General features: G+C 41.4%; 19 protein-coding genes. 13 read left to right on the forward strand and 6 right to left on the reverse strand.

Annotated features, from left to right (window positions below; all coding sequences use genetic code 11):
- Positions 1–74: 74 nt before the first annotated feature.
- Positions 75–1,043: a Gfo/Idh/MocA family protein gene (locus FC14_RS02370; RefSeq protein ID WP_056976237.1), complete on the forward strand. Its 969-nt coding sequence runs from the start codon at positions 75–77 to the stop codon at positions 1,041–1,043.
- Positions 1,044–1,104: 61 nt separating this feature from the next.
- Here the strand turns inward: FC14_RS02370 and FC14_RS02375 are convergent, their stop codons facing one another.
- The gene (locus tag FC14_RS02375; protein ID WP_056976239.1) at positions 1,105–1,842 is read right to left on the reverse strand and encodes an MIP/aquaporin family protein; all 738 of its coding nucleotides are present in this window, start codon (positions 1,840–1,842) and stop codon (positions 1,105–1,107) included.
- A 256-nt stretch (positions 1,843–2,098) separates the two neighbouring features.
- Between FC14_RS02375 and cbpB the strand changes: the two genes are divergently transcribed.
- From cbpB to FC14_RS02390, 3 genes are read left to right on the forward strand one after another with little or no spacing between them, the layout of a single operon-like run.
- Positions 2,099–2,653, forward strand: coding sequence for a cyclic-di-AMP-binding protein CbpB (gene cbpB / locus FC14_RS02380; protein ID WP_056976242.1), 555 nt, complete (start codon positions 2,099–2,101; stop codon positions 2,651–2,653).
- Positions 2,634–3,344, forward strand: a complete 711-nt coding sequence (dapD, locus tag FC14_RS02385) for a 2,3,4,5-tetrahydropyridine-2,6-dicarboxylate N-acetyltransferase (RefSeq protein ID WP_056976244.1) — start codon at positions 2,634–2,636, stop codon at positions 3,342–3,344. Before cbpB ends, dapD begins: the two co-directional genes overlap by 20 nt.
- 56 nt (positions 3,345–3,400) lie before the next feature.
- Complete coding sequence (locus FC14_RS02390) at positions 3,401–4,555, forward strand: N-acetyldiaminopimelate deacetylase (RefSeq protein WP_056976246.1); 1,155 nt, start codon at positions 3,401–3,403, stop codon at positions 4,553–4,555.
- Between the two features lie 48 nt (positions 4,556–4,603).
- Here the strand turns inward: FC14_RS02390 and FC14_RS02395 are convergent, their stop codons facing one another.
- Complete coding sequence (locus FC14_RS02395; RefSeq protein ID WP_056976248.1) at positions 4,604–5,512, reverse strand: mechanosensitive ion channel family protein; 909 nt, start codon at positions 5,510–5,512, stop codon at positions 4,604–4,606.
- A 162-nt stretch (positions 5,513–5,674) separates the two neighbouring features.
- Here FC14_RS02395 and FC14_RS02400 point away from each other — a divergent pair, with 162 nt between their 5' ends.
- Complete coding sequence (locus tag FC14_RS02400) at positions 5,675–6,091, forward strand: DUF948 domain-containing protein (protein WP_056976282.1); 417 nt, start codon at positions 5,675–5,677, stop codon at positions 6,089–6,091.
- 15 nt (positions 6,092–6,106) lie between these two features.
- Positions 6,107–6,586 (forward strand): hypothetical protein, encoded by a 480-nt coding sequence (locus tag FC14_RS02405; protein WP_235804495.1) that lies wholly within the window; start codon positions 6,107–6,109, stop codon positions 6,584–6,586.
- 50 nt (positions 6,587–6,636) lie between these two features.
- Here the strand turns inward: FC14_RS02405 and FC14_RS02410 are convergent, their stop codons facing one another.
- From FC14_RS02410 to FC14_RS02420, 3 genes are all read right to left on the reverse strand, one after another.
- A complete protein-coding gene (locus tag FC14_RS02410) occupies positions 6,637–7,200 on the reverse strand; it encodes an NADPH-dependent FMN reductase (RefSeq protein WP_056976252.1) in 564 nt (187 codons plus the stop codon).
- A gap of 5 nt (positions 7,201–7,205) precedes the next feature.
- The gene (locus FC14_RS02415; protein ID WP_056976255.1) at positions 7,206–8,267 is read right to left on the reverse strand and encodes an LLM class flavin-dependent oxidoreductase; all 1,062 of its coding nucleotides are present in this window, start codon (positions 8,265–8,267) and stop codon (positions 7,206–7,208) included.
- A 139-nt stretch (positions 8,268–8,406) separates the two neighbouring features.
- Positions 8,407–9,510, reverse strand: coding sequence for a M24 family metallopeptidase (locus FC14_RS02420; protein WP_050610764.1), 1,104 nt, complete (start codon positions 9,508–9,510; stop codon positions 8,407–8,409).
- Between the two features lie 210 nt (positions 9,511–9,720).
- Between FC14_RS02420 and ccpA the strand changes: the two genes are divergently transcribed.
- From ccpA to FC14_RS02455, 7 genes are all read left to right on the forward strand, one after another.
- Complete coding sequence (gene ccpA, locus FC14_RS02425) at positions 9,721–10,722, forward strand: catabolite control protein A (RefSeq protein ID WP_050610763.1); 1,002 nt, start codon at positions 9,721–9,723, stop codon at positions 10,720–10,722.
- A 262-nt stretch (positions 10,723–10,984) separates the two neighbouring features.
- On the forward strand, positions 10,985–11,791 hold the full coding sequence (locus FC14_RS02430; RefSeq protein WP_056976257.1) for a (Fe-S)-binding protein: 807 nt from the start codon (positions 10,985–10,987) through the stop codon (positions 11,789–11,791).
- The gene (locus tag FC14_RS02435) at positions 11,792–13,309 is read left to right on the forward strand and encodes a LutB/LldF family L-lactate oxidation iron-sulfur protein (protein WP_056976259.1); all 1,518 of its coding nucleotides are present in this window, start codon (positions 11,792–11,794) and stop codon (positions 13,307–13,309) included.
- Positions 13,302–14,033 carry a LutC/YkgG family protein gene (locus FC14_RS02440; protein WP_056976261.1) on the forward strand — a complete coding sequence of 244 codons (732 nt, stop codon included), beginning with the start codon at positions 13,302–13,304 and terminating at the stop codon, positions 14,031–14,033. Before FC14_RS02435 ends, FC14_RS02440 begins: the two co-directional genes overlap by 8 nt.
- A gap of 122 nt (positions 14,034–14,155) precedes the next feature.
- A complete protein-coding gene (locus tag FC14_RS02445) occupies positions 14,156–15,031 on the forward strand; it encodes a helix-turn-helix domain-containing protein (RefSeq protein ID WP_056976264.1) in 876 nt (291 codons plus the stop codon).
- Positions 15,032–15,065: 34 nt separating this feature from the next.
- Positions 15,066–15,596 carry a VanZ family protein gene (locus FC14_RS02450; protein ID WP_056976266.1) on the forward strand — a complete coding sequence of 177 codons (531 nt, stop codon included), beginning with the start codon at positions 15,066–15,068 and terminating at the stop codon, positions 15,594–15,596.
- Between the two features lie 83 nt (positions 15,597–15,679).
- On the forward strand, positions 15,680–16,408 hold the full coding sequence (locus FC14_RS02455; RefSeq protein ID WP_050610757.1) for a YebC/PmpR family DNA-binding transcriptional regulator: 729 nt from the start codon (positions 15,680–15,682) through the stop codon (positions 16,406–16,408).
- A gap of 67 nt (positions 16,409–16,475) precedes the next feature.
- On the opposite strand, the gene FC14_RS11115 is transcribed toward FC14_RS02455, so the two are convergent.
- The gene (locus tag FC14_RS11115; RefSeq protein WP_420890255.1) at positions 16,476–16,580 is read right to left on the reverse strand and encodes an IS3 family transposase; all 105 of its coding nucleotides are present in this window, start codon (positions 16,578–16,580) and stop codon (positions 16,476–16,478) included.
- Between the last annotated feature and the right edge of the window lie 15 nt (positions 16,581–16,595).

Genomic DNA, 16,595 nt, shown 5'->3' on the forward strand with positions numbered 1-16,595 from the left:
ACTTGAAATTACTAGGCTTTTAGCGATTAGCTTGGTACAATAGAGATTAATAAAGGATTATAGAGGTGACGAGAATGGCACAAATTTCTTATGGCATTTTAGGTGCAAGCCAGCCGGCAACAGAATTTGTCAAGGCAATCGAACAAGTTGAAGAAGCTAAAGTGGTAGCCATTGCCGGCCGGAGTCTTGCCGATGCGCAAAAACAAGCTGAGAGGTTGGGACTTGAGCGAGCATATGGTAGTTATGAAGAGTTATGTGAAGTAAGTGATGTAGATGTAATCTACATTCCTAAGTATAACCGGGCCCACTACGCTTGTGCTAAGTATGCGCTCGAGCATGGTAAGCATATTTTGATGGCACAACCCTTTACTAGACACAAGGTGGGGGCCGGAGAATTATTCCAGCTAGCTGCCAATAAGAATTTGCTATTGATGGAAGAACAAAGTGTACTCTTCTTGCCGTTAATGCAACGAATTAAGGCGGAAGTGGCTAAGGGGACGATTGGTAAACTACGGTTTATCGAAATTAAACGTTACCTCAAGCTCGCTAACAATAACGACTGGCTCCAAGACTTGGCAGCTGGTGGGGGGGCTTTAAATGTAGGTGGGAGTAACCCCTTAGAACTGGCAGCTTACTTAACTGATGGTGAAGTATCGGAGTGGGCAGGGTTTGCTGAAAATAATATTGGTGAAGCCGACCGCTCCGCCAGCTTGACCTTTAAGGTAGCTGACTTGTTAGTCAATGCCTTTGTCACCACCGAATTAACCGGTGAAGATAAGCTAACCTTGGTGGGAACAGACGGAAAGATTACCGTTCCTAATTATACCGAAGCTAAGGTTGCTACAGTTGAAACAACTAGTGGGACAAACCAGTTAGTAGATCAAAACTACCAGTCAGGCTTAGCTTACCTATTAGCTCACTTCAATGAGTGTCTAGCTAAGGGATTAGTTGCTAGTCCACTTGTAACGCCTGCTCAAACTATTAAGGCATTAACAGTCATCGAAGACCTCTATCAAAGATGGTACGGTGATCCTTTAAACTAGGATAAATAAAAGGCCCACGCTAATTTCTAGCGTGGGCCTTTTATTAGGTTAAATTAAAATCTTAAAGACCAAAAATAGCCTTGTAAAGTAAAGCGGCACTAATACCGGCACAGATAGGTGCAAGCACTGGTACCCATGAGTAATCCCATTGGGAAGAACCTTTGTGCTTCAGTGGAAGTAAGGCGTGCACAATCCGAGGACCAAGGTCACGAGCAGGGTTTAAGGCTGGACCAGTAGGACCACCGAATGAAGTAACTAATACCATCACTAATAGACCGATGCCGATGAAGCCTGCACCTTGGTTACCGTGAGCAAAAATTGGTGAGTGGGTAATTGCTAAGGCAGCAAAAACTAATGTGAAAGTCCCAAAGTATTCGTTCACAAACCCATTTAAGCGGCTCTTAGAAGCGTCGATAGTTGAGAAAGTTCCTAAGATAGCTTCAGGATTTTCTGTGAGGTCGTAGTGAGGTTTAAAGCAGGCAACAATAACTAATTGCCCCACCATTGCCCCTAAGAACTGAACGGCGATGTAAGGAAGAACTTCGGACCAAGGGAAGTCGCCGGCAAAAGCTAACCCTAAAGTAAAGGCAGGGTTGATGTGGTTACCAGAAACAGATCCAAACATTAAAGCGGGAATCATAACCGCAAACCCGTAACCAACAGCGATTGTCATCCAACCACTCCTGGAACCCTTAGTACCATTTAATTCAACGTTGGCAACAGAACCGTTACCTAAAATAACCATGATAGCTGTCCCAAAGAATTCGGCAGCTAATCTTGCTGTTAATGCGAAATGCATATGAGCCTCCTATATAAATATGTATAAACTTGATAATTATGTAACAATGAAATAATTACTCATACTATCATAATAAGGGACTTAGTTAATGTCAATAAGCTTTCTAAATTATTTGCAAAGTTTTTCGAGAAAAAATTAAGCTTTTCACAAATGAATTTGAAAAAGATTTTGTTAACATAGAAAAGCAAGGTGTTTAGACTTGTAATTTTATTTAAATACCATAGAATATAAAGTAGTAGCCTAAGGGGGTTTTTAGATGATAGCGAAAGCGGTAGAAGAAATGTTCAGCCAGCGTAAGGGTGGATATTTAATCCCGGCTGAAATAGTGGCTAATGTTTCTGAAACTAATAATTTAAATCATGCTTTATTGGTACTAACCAAGGTGAAGTATGCAAAGATTCCAGTTTTAGATAAAGAACAACGGGTTACGGGCTTGCTTTCTTTAGCGATGATAACCGAGACCATGCTAGGCTTAAATGGGATTGACCCTAGCCGGCTAAACCGGATGACTGTTAAAGAAATAATGCAGACCGATTTTCCTAAGATTCAGGCGCCATATGATATTGAAGAAATTCTGCACCTGTTGGTGGATCAACCCTTCTTAACGGTAGTTGATCAGGCGGGCGTTTTTTTAGGAATTATTACCCGGCGGGAAATTATGAAAGAAGTCAATTACTTTGCGCATGATTTAGAAAGGCAATATCTAATTGAACCTAAGGCAGGCTATCTAGAGGAAACAAAAAACACGGGGACTAAGGTAAAACTAGTTGTTCCCAAGAGGAGGAGTTCTAGTGCCAAAGTTAGACGCTAATGAAATTATTCGGACGATTGCGGAATCTAAAAAGCAAACGCCGGTTAAGGTTTTTGTTAAGGGCAAATTAAATGAATTAGAGGTACCAGCAAGCATCGATGCTTATCTAAACGATAAAGCTGGGGTCTTATTTGGGGATTGGCAAGAAGTTGAAGCCTTTTTAAAGGCTAACCAAGCTAAGATTACTAATTACCGGGTTGAAAATGATGGGCGCAACACTGGGGTGCCTATGATTGATAAAAAGCAATTTAATGCCCGGATTGAACCAGGTGCAATTATCCGTGACCAAGTTGAAATCGGAGATAACGCCGTGATTATGATGGGGGCCGTTATCAACATTGGGGCCGAAGTCGGTGAAGGTTCAATGATTGATATGGGGGCTATCCTTGGTGGCCGGGCCCTAGTTGGTAAGCACTGCCACATTGGGGCCGGCACGGTCTTAGCTGGCGTGGTAGAACCACCTTCTGCCCAACCAGTTACAATCGAAGATGATGTTTTAATTGGGGCTAACGCAGTAGTCCTAGAAGGTGTTCGGGTCGGAAAGGGTGCAATTGTTGCCGCTGGTGCAGTTGTTACTAAAGACGTTGAACCTTATACTGTGGTTGCAGGTACTCCTGCTCGTAAGATTAAGGATGTTAAAGACGTTGCCGGCGATAAGAAGGAAATCGTTGACGACTTACGGAAACTTTAAGACTAGAAGTGGGATGTTAAGCAGTCCCACTTTTTTTAAATAAAGAAGGGTTAATGATGGCATTTACAGCTGAAGAACTAATTAAAATTAGACGACAACTACACCAAATTCCAGAAATTGGGATGGAAGAATTTGAAACTTCCGCTAAGTTAATGGCAATCATCAAGTCATTGCCACAAACTTTTTTGGAAATTAAGACTTGGAAGACCGCAATCTTAGTTCATGTTCAAGGAAAGAATCCTAGCAAGACGATTGGCTATCGGACTGATATTGATGGGCTACCAGTGACAGAACAAACCGGCTTGCCATACGCTTCCAAACACGCAGGCCGGATGCACGCTTGTGGTCATGACATCCACATGACGGTGGCGCTTGGGATTTTAAGCCACTTTGCGGAGGTTCAACCAGAATGTAACCTGACGTTTCTTTTCCAGCCATCCGAAGAAATTTTAAGTGGTGGCAAGCAGGTTTATGAAAGTGGGGTCATGGATGAATGGATGCCTGATGAAATCTATGCTTTTCACGATAACCCCCAATTACCTGCGGGGACAATCGGTTGTCGGTTGGGCACCTTATTTGCAGGCACTTGTGAAATTCATGCCACTTTTACCGGCAAGAGTGGTCATGCTGCTTACCCGCACATGGCTAATGATATGGTTGTTGCTGGGGCACAATTTGTCAACCAAATTCAGACAATTGTTAGCCGCAATGTTGATCCAATCCAAGCCGGAGTGGTGACTCTTGGCCACTTTGAAGCCGGGACAACTGGTAACGTGATAGCTGGTAAGTGCCAAATTGATGGGACGATTAGGGCGCTGACCCAAGTAAATAATCGCTTGATTCAAAAGCGGGTGGAAGCAATCGCCAAGGGGGTTGCCCAAGCTTTTGACTGTCAATTGGATTTGAAATTAGAACAAGGTGGTTATTATCCGGTTGAAAATAATGACCAGACGACTAAGGCTTTTATCGACTTTATGCAAGCCAACCCAGAGGTCGACTTTGTGGAAACTCAGCCGGCTATGACCGGAGAAGATTTTGGCTTTTTACTCTCTAAAATTCCGGGAACCATGTTTTGGTTAGGGGTGGATAGTCCCTACTCACTTCATTCTGAATACTTGGCTCCTAAGGAAGAGGCAATTTTTGCAGGGGTAAAGGCAATGGTGGCTTACATTGAACACCGCCAAACCGAAGTTTTTGCGGCCAAATACTAGGCTATAAAAAATCTGACCCATCCTCATTGCGGGGATGGGTCAGGTTTTTTATTTACCGGCTAAGTTTAAGGGGCTAGTGGGAATTACAAAGCCATTGCTTCTTAACACTTCTAGATAGCGCTCTAAAAAGGCGCTTTGAATTGCAAACTGGGCGCCATTTTTAGTATAAATGGCAATTCTTAAGACCATGCGCCCGTTGCCGCTGTCAAAGGTGCCTAAAATGTTAGGACCACTGGTAATGTCAGGGTAGTTAGGCTTTAATTCCTCATTCACCTTGGTTACTAAGGCAATCATTTCCTTAATTTCTTTTTTAGGATCAAGTCCAATTTCAATTAAAGCCCGCATATCGTTACGCGAGAGGTTACTGATGATGGTAATGCTACGGTTAGGAATAAAGTTCAAAGTACCGTCATAGCCTAAGATCTGGGTAGTTCTTAGCCCTACTGAGTGAACGGTGCCTTCGATAGTTCCAATCTTAACGCTATCTCCGACCGCTAGTTGTTGTTCTAGGAGAATAAAAGCCCCGGTAATTACGTCGCTGACGAATCCTTGGGCCCCTAAACCTAAGGCAACTGATAAAATTCCAGCCCCGGCTAGGAGGGTTCCGACAGGGACACCTAGAATTGATAGGATTGCGTAGAGATAAAAGAAGAGAATCGTATAGTGGAAAATATTGCGGGTCAACGAATAGACCGTTTCGATACGATTGCTAGCCAGGTTTTGGACAAAACGGGTGTGTCTAAAACTTCGTTTAATAATGCTTTTGCCAATGAGGTTAAGCAAGATGAAGAGTAACGAAACTAGCAGTAGCGCGATGGTAGTAGAGACGACTTTTCCAATAATAGCGTCCCAATCAATATTAGCAACATACCGAGAAAGAATGTTGGTTTGCTTACTAACTTGTTTACTAACGTCGCTAGTTACTCCGGCTGTTAAGAGAATAGTATTAAGTTGCACAAATGACACCTGCCTAAAAATAATCTTAATTCTAATGATATCAAATCTAAGGGCGAGAAGAAACATTAAGAATTTAAGAAACTGACTGGTTGCAATTTGAAGTTTTAGGGTAAGAATGATATCCTAAAATAGGTAAATAAAATGCGGAAAGTGGGAAAAAGTATGGTTTTAACATTTGGACAATTAGCAGGTTTAATTGCTGCAGGAGCATTTTTAATACTAGTAATCGCCTTATGCTTTGTGCTCAAGGGCTTAATCAAGACCCTGGAAGAAACAACTAAAAGTATTGGGGCGGTAACCGAGGATATTAACGGCATCTCTAAAGAATTGGAACAGTTAGTAAATAAAACTAATACTTTGATGGATGATGTTAATCAAAAAAGTGCCAAGCTAGATCCACTTTTTGAAACAATGGCAGAATTAAGCGAATCTATTTCAGATTTAAATGCTGCTAGCCGGAATATGGCTGAAAGGGTGAGTGGTTCAGCTAAGGCTGCGACCCAAGCTTCAATGGCTTTTAGACTAGGAAAGCAAGCACTTAAGTTTTATAATAAACATAAGAAGAATCCGACAGACTAGAAGTGGAGGTAATTGATGATGAAGAAAACTTTCTTACTAGGTTTAGGTGCGGTTGCAGGTGCATCCTTTTTACTTTCTAAAAAGGTTACGGAAGAACAACGTGAAAAGATTGCCCTAAAACTGGATGAAGCATTGCTAGATGGACGAGAAAAAGCGCTCAAGTACGATCGCTATTTGCGCGACTTCTTACAAGCTAACAGCTTAGATTTTGCTCCTTTAAAAGATAAGGTTTTGGCCAAGACTGATGCTTTAAAGGAAAATGAGAAAATGACGGACGCAATTACTTCTTTGAAGCAAGCAACTACTGAATTGCGCGAACATTTAAGAGCTGCTAAGGAAGAGTTAGCAGAGGAAGACTTAGCAGAAGATATGCAAGACGACATCATAATCGATGGGCGTTCAGCTTTTGGAGAAGCTAAAGATGTTGCTGACTTTGAAAGTGAACATCCAACCGAAGTCTTTTATCCTAAAAAGAGTACTAAAGTAACAGACTAAGTGAATTAAAAAGAGCACGTTTACTGATTGCAAGTAAGCGTGCTTCTTTTTTAAAAGAGGGCATCCTCTTGTTTTTGGCGGAGGATTTTAAAGGTCTCCACCATCAAGACAGTATCTTCTACCAATTTATCCAGTCTAAAGATAATATCATGGTTGATAATCTCATTCCGGTAGAGATCTTGGCCTTCTACAAACACAATCTCAGGTAAAACCTGGGCTTTCATGTAGGCTAGAATTGGCTTTAATTGCATTTCAGCCACTAGGTAGTGTTTAGGAGAGCCGGCTGTAATGACTAGGGAGACAACTTTATCCCTAAGGGCTTTTTCAGGTAGGAGGTCAAGAATATTTTTGACGGAGCCGGGGATAGCAGCTTGAAAAATAGGACTGCCAATAATTAAAGCGTCTGCGGCCATAATCTTAGTAGTAACTTCTAGGGTGTCGCCACTGTACTCTAAGTAGTTACGACCGTCACTAAATTGGATATCTTTTTTAGCGAGCTCGATTAGCTCAAAGTCAATTTCACTAAAATCAGTGGCTATTTTTTGGGCGACGTAGTTCATGACCGTTAAAGTTTTTTTACCAACGACTGAACCAGCAAGGGCTACAATTTTCATTTTAATCACTTCCTCGTATATTTCTTGATGGCAGGTAGGATGTCCTTACCAATAATTTCAATATTTTTCATAACTTTTTCAAAGGGAAGACCACCAAAATCAATTTGAGCCATGTAACGTTGGTGTCCAAATTGTTTATGCTGGTAGAGGATCTTTTCAATAATAGCTTGGGGACTACCGATAGCCATTACATCTTGAATTTTAGCTCCGTTAGCAAATAGGCGCTTGTTAAAGCCGGTTCCATTAGCGAGGGTGATGCCCTTATCAACGTAAGGGTAAAATTCGCGTAAGGCGGTCTTGGTATCTGCGGCCGCGTAGAAAAGTCCGGTGGTAGCAACCGGAAAATCGGTTGGTTGATAACCACTAAGGCGCAAGCTCTGGCGGTAAGCATCAACGGAGCGTTTAAAGATGGCAACAGGTCCGCCTAACATTGCGATGGCCATAGGCACGCCCTGCATCCCTGCTTTAATGGCGCTTTCTGCCGGCCCACCGACTGCCCGCCAGATAGGGAGCTTGTCGTTTAATGGGCGCGGTAGAATTTCTGCATCATGGAGTGGTGCGCGGAAATTACCTTGCCAAGTAATCCTTTTTTCTTGATTTATTTTTAGTAATAATTCAAATTTTTCTTCGAACAATTCTTCGTAATCGCTGACGTTGTAGCCTAACAGTTCAAATAAGCCTAAACGCGAGGCCCGGCCACCGATAATCTCGGCCCGTCCGTTAGATAAAAGGTCGATGGTTGCAAAGTTCTCATAGATTCTTACCGGATCTGAAGTTGACACGATAGTAGCAGCTGAACCAAGCTTAATTTTAGAGGTAGCTTGAGCGACTGCCCCTAATAAAACGGCATGAGCTTGGCCCACAAAATATTGTTGGTGACTTTCGCCGATACTAAAAAAATCAAGGCCAGCGTCTTCTGCCAACTTGGCTTCTTGGATAATTTGATTAACCCTTTCTTTAGCTGAAACCCGCTCGCCGGTGAGCGCATCAGGCATATGATCACCTAGAGAATAAAGGCCAAATTCCAGTCCAGTTTTGGGGGTAATACGATAGTCAGTCATGGACATGCTAATCCCTCATTTATTTTACTTACTTTTTGTAAGTATTATACCAAATGATTTATGTTTGTAAAGGAAAAAATAAAATAACCTCAAATTAGCATTGGCTTGCTAGTTTGAGGTTATTTCAATAATGCTTAATCGAATTTTATTTAACGGGTAGGGTAATTAAGTCCTTAGGATAGTGGGTAAATGGTTCTACCCCGGTATCGGTAACGTAAACGCAGTCTTCAATTCTAACTCCGGCTACGCCTGGGATATAGATACCTGGTTCGATGGAGAAGCACATACCGGGTTCTAATTCCATATTATTTCCTTCCATAATTGATGGGAATTCGTGGTCACTTTGGCCCATTCCGTGACCAAGTCGGTGGATAAAGTATTGACCATAGCCAGCCTTGTCAATCACATCGCGGGCAATTTTATCCAGCTGGGCGGCGGTCATCCCTGGTTTAGCAGCAGCTTGGGCAGTCAATTGAGCTTCTAAGCAAACATCGTAGATTTCTTTTGACTTAGCATCAATTTGACCAAAGGCTACAGTTCTTGAAGCATCGGATACAAAGCCCTTATAGACGGTCCCAAGGTCGAATAAACAAAGTTCGTTAGGACGAATCTTGTCTGCCTTAGGGGCGCCGTGTGGGTCAGCAGCGTTAGCGCCACTTTGAACGATGGTATCAAAACTCATGTGGAGGATACCTTTTTTCTTCAAGGCATATTCAATTTCGGCCACAATATCTTGTTCAGTCTTATCTTGGGCTAAAGCGTTGAAGCCCACTTCAAAAGCAAAGTCAGCCCATTTACCAGCGACTTTTAATAATTCGATGTCTGCTGGGGTTTTGTAGAGTTTTTCGTGTTCGATTAAGGGACTGATATTGCCTGTAAAATCGGCGCTAGGGAATTGTTGTTTGAAAGCCTCGTAACGTTCAACAGTTAAGTTACCCTTTTCAATTGCCCACTTAACTGGATTACCAGCGGTTTGAAGAATGTGGTCCTTGATTAAAGCAAAAGGATTTTCATGGTCGAGGTAACCATAGACAGGATATTTCCAGCCCACTTCTTTTACAGCCTCGACCTCTAGGGCAGGTGCAAAAATGAAAGGATCTTTATCAGGAAAGATAAAGAGGGCTAACACCCGTTCAATGGGGTCACTGCCGAAACCTGTAAAGTATTGGATGTTCTTGTAATCGCTGACGTAAGCAATATCATAGTCGTTTTCAGCCAGCCATTGTTGGACCTTAGTTAAATGTGACATGAGGGTCACTCCTTTTATGTAAGTTTTACTAACTACCTCATTATAGCACACTAGTATTAGGCCCGTTAATTTTTGAAAAGCTAGCCGAATTTTTTGAAAATAATTATGAAAACTTGGCTTGAAACGCTTGCATTTTATGGTGAACTTTGATAAATTAAATAAGGCATTATGAAAGAAGTTATGAAAAATAAATTTTGGAGGAAAGCTAACATGGAAAAGCAAACCATCACTATTTATGATGTTGCGCATGAAGCAGGCGTTTCAATGGCAACTGTTTCTCGGGTTGTTAACGGTAACCCTAACGTTAAGCCCGCTACAAGAAAAAAGGTTTTGGAAGTAATCGATCGCTTAGACTACCGGCCTAATGCAGTCGCACGGGGATTAGCAAGTAAAAAGACAACTACTGTTGGGGTAATTATTCCCGATGTGACTAACGTTTACTTCTCATCATTAGCTCGCGGGATTGATGATGTGGCTGCAATGTACAAGTACAACATTATCTTAGCCAACTCAGACGGTAATCCTAAAAAAGAAATTCAAGTGTTGAACACTTTATTGGCTAAGCAAGTTGACGGTATTATCTTTATGGGTAATAACATTACTGATGATTTACGCGCTCAGTTTGAACGTTCTAAGACGCCAATTGTTTTAGCGGGTTCTGTGGACCCTAAAGAAGAAGTTGAAAGTGTACACATTGATTATGTGGCGGCCGTCGAAGAAGCTGTTTCTGACTTGATTAATCATGGTAACAAGCGGGTGGCCTTCATTTCTGGACCACTTTCAGACCCAATCAATGGTCAATACAGACTTAAAGGTTACAAGAACGTTTTAGCTAAGCATGGGATTGAATATGATCCAGAATTAGTCTTTGAAACAGACTATAGCTATCGGTCTGGCGAAATTTTATGGCCTGCGATGGTAGCTGCTAAAGCAACAGCCGCTTTTGTAGGTGACGATGAATTGGCTGCCGGGGTTATCAACGGTGCCCAAGATGCTGGGGTTAAGGTTCCAGATGAATTTGAAGTTATTACCAGCAACAACTCTAAGTTGACTGAAATCATTCGGCCACAAATGTCTTCCATCACCCAACCACTTTACGATATTGGGGCGGTGGCAATGCGTTTCTTGACTAAGATGATGAACAAGGAAACGGTTGAAGAAAAGACGATTGAATTACCATATGGCTTTATCAAGCGCTCTTCAACTAAATAAGCATAGCTAAGGTTAGATTATGGATTGAAAGTTTTTTAAGGCTTTCAATCCATATTTTTTTGTCCAAGCTAATAAATTGTTTCAAAAAGCAAGTAGTCCAATGTGAAATATTCTTATATGGAATATTTTTTGGGTAGAAAATATTGTTATAACAAGCATAAGTTTAATGACACTTGTGAATTTAAGAGTTATAATAAAGTTGCATTTAGGTTAGAATCATTCTAAAGGGGGTGACTAGCTTCTATTTGGAGGCTAGATAATCATGAAGAAACCAAAAGTTTGTATTTTTTCTACTTGCTTAGTTGATTTACTCTTTCCTAAAGTTGGGATTGCGATGGTCGAAGTGCTAGAACGCCTAGGTTGTGAAACCGTCTTACCGGAGAAACAAATATGTTGTGGACAACCAACTTATAACAGTGGCTACTCTAAAGCAAGTATAAAAACCTTTAAAAATGAAATTGATGCCTTGTTAAGTATCGACGCCGATTATATTGTGGGCCCTTCAGGTTCCTGCGTCTTTATGATTAAAGAGTACAAGGATATCTTTAAAGACGATCCAGAATATGGACCTAAGGCCGCAGAAATTGATAGTAAAATTTATGAATTTACCCAATTTATCTACCGGGTATTAGGCATTTTGGATTGCGGGGCGCAATTAGATGCTAAGGTAACGGTTCACCGTTCTTGTCACATGACTCGGTTAATTGGAGAGAGAACCGCGCCCTTTGTCCTATTAGACCACGTTAAGGACCTCAAACGGATTCCTTTAAAAAATGTGCAACTATGTTGTGGATTTGGGGGAACTTTCTCCGCCAAAAGGCCAGAATTGTCTGTAGAAATGGTTGACGAAAAGGTAAAAAATATCATGGATACCGATGCCGAAATTTTAATTGGAACCGAAGAATCCTGCTTGATGAATATCGCTGGCCGGATGAATCGCTTGGGGCATCAAATTAAGGCTATGCATATTGCCGAGGTTTTGAACCACAACGTCGATCCAAGTAGAATTAAGTATATCTCAGATACTGACCACGTTGTGGTTCCAACTAATGGAGAAGGGGTGTTTTAAATGGGAATTTCAACAAGCAATAAGCCTTACCTAGAAAGAATTGCGGACGCTAAGAGCGATAAGTTCATGCAAGCTGCTGTTGCTAAGGCCCAAGATGCCCAATTCATTAAGCGGACAAAAGCGCGGCGTGAGATGGGGCACTGGAACGAATGGCGCGATTTAGCAGAACAAATTCGCCAACACGTTTTAAAGTATTTACCAGATTACCTGGAAGAATTTGCGGGTAACGTTGAAAAACAAGGGGGTCACGTCTTTTTTGCCCAAACCGAAAAGGAAGCGCGTGACTTTATTAAGGAGCTAGTAATTAAAAAGCAAGCTCATAACGTTGTTAAGTCTAAGTCAATGGTGACAACTGAAATTGATTTAGATAAGACCTTGCAAGACATCGAGGGAGTCAATGTTTTGGAAAGTGACTTGGCTGAGTTTATCCTCCAAGAAGATAATTGGGATGAACCAACGCACATTGTCTTTCCAACCTTGCATAAAAACCGCGATCAAGTTCAAGCCGAATTTAAAAAATTAGGTTACACCGGTGATAACGACCCACAACATGAAGCCCGGTTTGTTAGGGGCTATTTGCGAGACTACTTCATGAAAGCCGACTTCGGTATTACGGGCTGTAACTTTGCGGTTGCGGATAAAGGGATTATTAATCTAGATACTAACGAAGGAAATGCGGATTTAACCATGGCCTTACCTAAGACGCAGGTGGTCGTAATGGGGATGGAACGCATTGTTCCTTCTATGAAGGAAGCCGAAGTTTTAGATAATATGCTTGCCCGTTCAGCTGTAGGTCAGAAGTTAACGACTTACTGTACTTTTTCTGGTAAACAAGTTGTCGGTGAAGTCGATGGTCCGGAAGACTTTTGGGTAGTTATTTTAGATAATGGGCGCTCTAACGCTTTAGGCACGGAATTTGAGCCAATTTTACAATGTATCCGTTGCGGTGCTTGCATGAATGTTTGCCCTGTTTACCGGCATATTGGGGGGAAAGGTTATGGCTCGATTTACCCCGGACCTTTGGGCAAGGTGTTATCACCAATTTTGGGTGGTTATGACCAATTTGAAGACCTGCCTTACGCTTGTTCCTTGTGTGCTGCTTGCAGCGAGACCTGCCCAGTAAAGATTCCGTTACACAATTTGATTAGAAAACACCGGATTGTTGAGATGGATGACAAACACTTAGATCATAGTATGACTAACTTAATCATGAAGGTGATTGGAACGGGGACGGGCTCACCATTCTTATTCCAATCTGCTTTAAAGATGGAGCACTTTGGGTTGGGGATGTTTGGTAAGGCCCAAGATGAAAAAGATGTCAGTGGGACTATCTATGAGAATGGTAAAATTAAGCATTTACCTAAGGTAGCGCCTAAGTTAGTTAAGGGTTGGTCTGATATTCGTGATATTCCAGTACCACCTAAAAATAAGGACAATTTCCGCAACTGGTATAAGAAGCACCAACCAGTTGAAGTAGCAATTAGGGTTAAGCAAAAGGGAGATGAAAGTGATGACTAATTTATTAAGCCAAGCTAATAGCAAAGAAAATCGTGAAGCTTTTTTAGATAGGATTGCGAAAAAAGCTGGGCGGCCTCGTCATCAGGTTAAAGCTTTCACTCCGTTAAATGATCTCCCTGAACAAGTTTTAGCGGATAAAAGTGGAGTAGAATTGCTAACAATCGCTAAAGAAAACGCCGAGGAAGTTAATGCTAAGGTGGTTGTGAAAAAGCGGGCTGAATTGGAAGACTTTCTGAAGGATTATGCCCAAGAAATTGGGGCTAAACGGCTCTTGCTACCGGGGGTTAAATCGGCTAAATGGCAAGAATATCAGTTAGACCACTGGGCAAAGGCAACCGGGATTGAGCAAACAGATTGTTGGTCCACCGAGTTGAGTCGAATGGAAAATGAACAACTAGCTAATCAAGCTGATTTAGCGGTCGGCTTTGCGGATTACTTAATTGCTAACACAGGCACAATCACCGTGGTTGTTAGTCCTAAACAGGGACGGGGGTTTAATTTCTTACCAGAACATTATTTGGCCTTGGTTCCTAAGAGTGGCTTAGTTGCTTCAACTAGGCAGGCGGTCACCAAGTATGAACAACGCTTGGCAGCGGGGAGCTTAAAAACATCAGCGATTAACTTTATCTCTGGTCCCTCAAATTCCGGTGATATTGAAATGGAACTGGTAGTAGGGGTACACGGACCATTGGATTGTACCTACTTAGTGGTAGAAGATTTATAAAACTAATAATTGACCTAGCACCTTCGTTTTTAGGGGCTAGGTTTTTTTAGTTTGGCAAAGGATAACTTGTTAGACTTACCTAGTAACTTTTGGCTATAATTGTGTCTTAGGTAGGTGACATGATGAATATTCAGAAATTTGTTGCACAAAGGAAAAAATTAGGACTAACACAAGTAACTTTATGTCAAGGAATCTGTACTCAAGCGACCTTAAGCAAATTTGAAAGGGGGAGCCAACTCCCCTCTCTGGCTATTTTGACCCAACTGTGTGCTAGGCTAGGCCTGGGGTTAGATGACCTAGATGACGGCGAAATATTGACTTTAAGGACAATCAAGGCTAGGCTAGCAGAGATTGAAGAAAACCTAATGGTTGAAGATTTCCCTAAAGTTAAGCAACTTTTAAAAAAGATTGATGTTAGCCAAATAAAGACTAAGGAAGAAGTACTACGTTACTATCTCTTAGAGGGAATGACTAACGTGTTAACTAACCAACCTTTGGGACGGGTAACAGCTTCCTTTAACCCAATTTTAAAGGCGTTAGACACTAACAATTTGAGTCTGTACGTTTATTTGGCTTATTTAGGTGAAGGAATTTTTTATATGCGCCACGATGCTTCCAGACAGGCGCACTTCTTTTTTCATAAGGTTGAGCGCTTCTTTAACAAGTTACCTAAAAAAATAGGGGGCGAGTTGACCTATGCGTACTTAACGATGGCTTACTTTTTAGCGGAATACCATTCATTAATGGCCGATTTTGAGGAAAGTAACCGCTTGATCAAATTGGCTTTAGCTAAGTGTGCTAGTAGCCACAGAACCTACTATTTGCCCCGCTTAAAACTATTAGAAGCAGAAAATAATTTAAACTTGAAAAAAGATAACCAAGTGATTTTAGAAGCGTTAGAAGATGCCCGCGCCTTTGCACGCCTAAACAATAATAATGCGGTCCAACTTCAGGTGGCAGCCTTGCTTCGTAGCTATCAGCGGCTAGTTTTGGATTAAAGATTATGTAATAATGTTTATGAGGTGAAGGAAGATGACGTGGATACCAGTCTTAGTTTTATGTTTGCTGGTAATAGTAAGTTTTAAACGAATTTATTTTTTTAAAAAGTGGACGAGTTGGCAAAAAATAACTTTATACTCAGCGCTAGTTTACAGTATCACGGTGGTGTGGCTAACTTTTTATCCAGCTGGGATGGCCTTTTTTGCTGGTAGCTATAAAACAATTAAATATTTTGGTAACGTAGCTTACAACCTCGTGGCACTTAAATATTTTGACGGGGGGTTTGTAGAAAATGTCTTGATGACCGTCCCCGCGGGAGTATACTTGCGACTAGCTAAACCCAAGTTAAGTTCAGTCCAATTAATTGGCTGGGCATTACTACCTGGCTTAGCGATTGAATGCTGTCAGTTTATAAGTGATATGGCGGTCAATCTTCAGCGCGTAGTTGACATCGATGATCTGTGTGCCAACACATTAGGGGTATTACTAGGTTTTGTGCTCTTACAATTACTGGAACATACCAGTCTAAAAAAACTAATTATTAAATTGTCTTTAGCTAATTAAGGATTGCATGAGCGTCATTAATTTGTTATTATGAAAGTTGGCATGATAGCCAAATTTGAAATAATCGGAAAGAGGTATTAGAAATGTCAGGACATTCAAAATGGCATAACATCCAAGGCCGCAAAAATGCCCAAGATGCAAAACGTGGAAAAATTTTCCAAAAAATATCACGAGAAATCTATATGGCTGCAAAGAGTGGTGGTCCTGACCCAGACTCTAACCCACAATTGCGCTTAATGATGGATAAAGCTCGTGCTGCCAACATGCCTAAAGATAACATTAAACGGGCACTAGACAAAGCTACTGGTGCCGGTGGTGAAAACTACGAAGAAATTACTTACGAAGGTTACGGTCCTGGTGGGGTAGCTATTTTAGTTCACACTTTAACAGATAACCGCAACCGGACTGCTTCTGCTGTACGGACAGACTTCAACCGTAATGGTGGTGCCTTAGGTGAAACAGGTTCTGTTAGCTTTATGTTTGACCGTAAGGGTTACATTGCGATTGCACGCGAAGAATTAGACGTTGACGAAGATCAAATGTTTGAAGACATCTTAGAAGCAGGGGCTGAAGATATGCAAGCTTCAGATGATGTCTTTGAAATCTATACAGATCCTAAGTCATTTGCAGAAGTGCGTGACGCTTTAGAAAAGAAATATGATTTAGCAACCGCTGAATTAACAATGATTCCCCAAAATACAGTTCCAGTTCCGGAAGATAAAGTGGAACAATTACAACGTTTAATTGATCGGCTTGAAGATGAAGACGACGTATCAGAAGTCTTTACTGCCGCTGAATTTCCAGAAGATTAATTAATTATTTAAGCACTAAGGAGAGTGGTGTGGGCCCTGTCAAGTAGACACTAAAAAAATATAAACTTTATGCAGCCTGATTTCGGTATTCTACCGGAGTTAGGCTGTTTAATTTCCATTGATAACGCTTATGATAACGCTTAGTGTTGTAGTAAGTAACATAGTCGTTAATACCAGCTACTAAGTC

The organism is Ligilactobacillus agilis DSM 20509 (assembly GCF_001436215.1).
Classification (GTDB): domain Bacteria; phylum Bacillota; class Bacilli; order Lactobacillales; family Lactobacillaceae; genus Ligilactobacillus; species Ligilactobacillus agilis.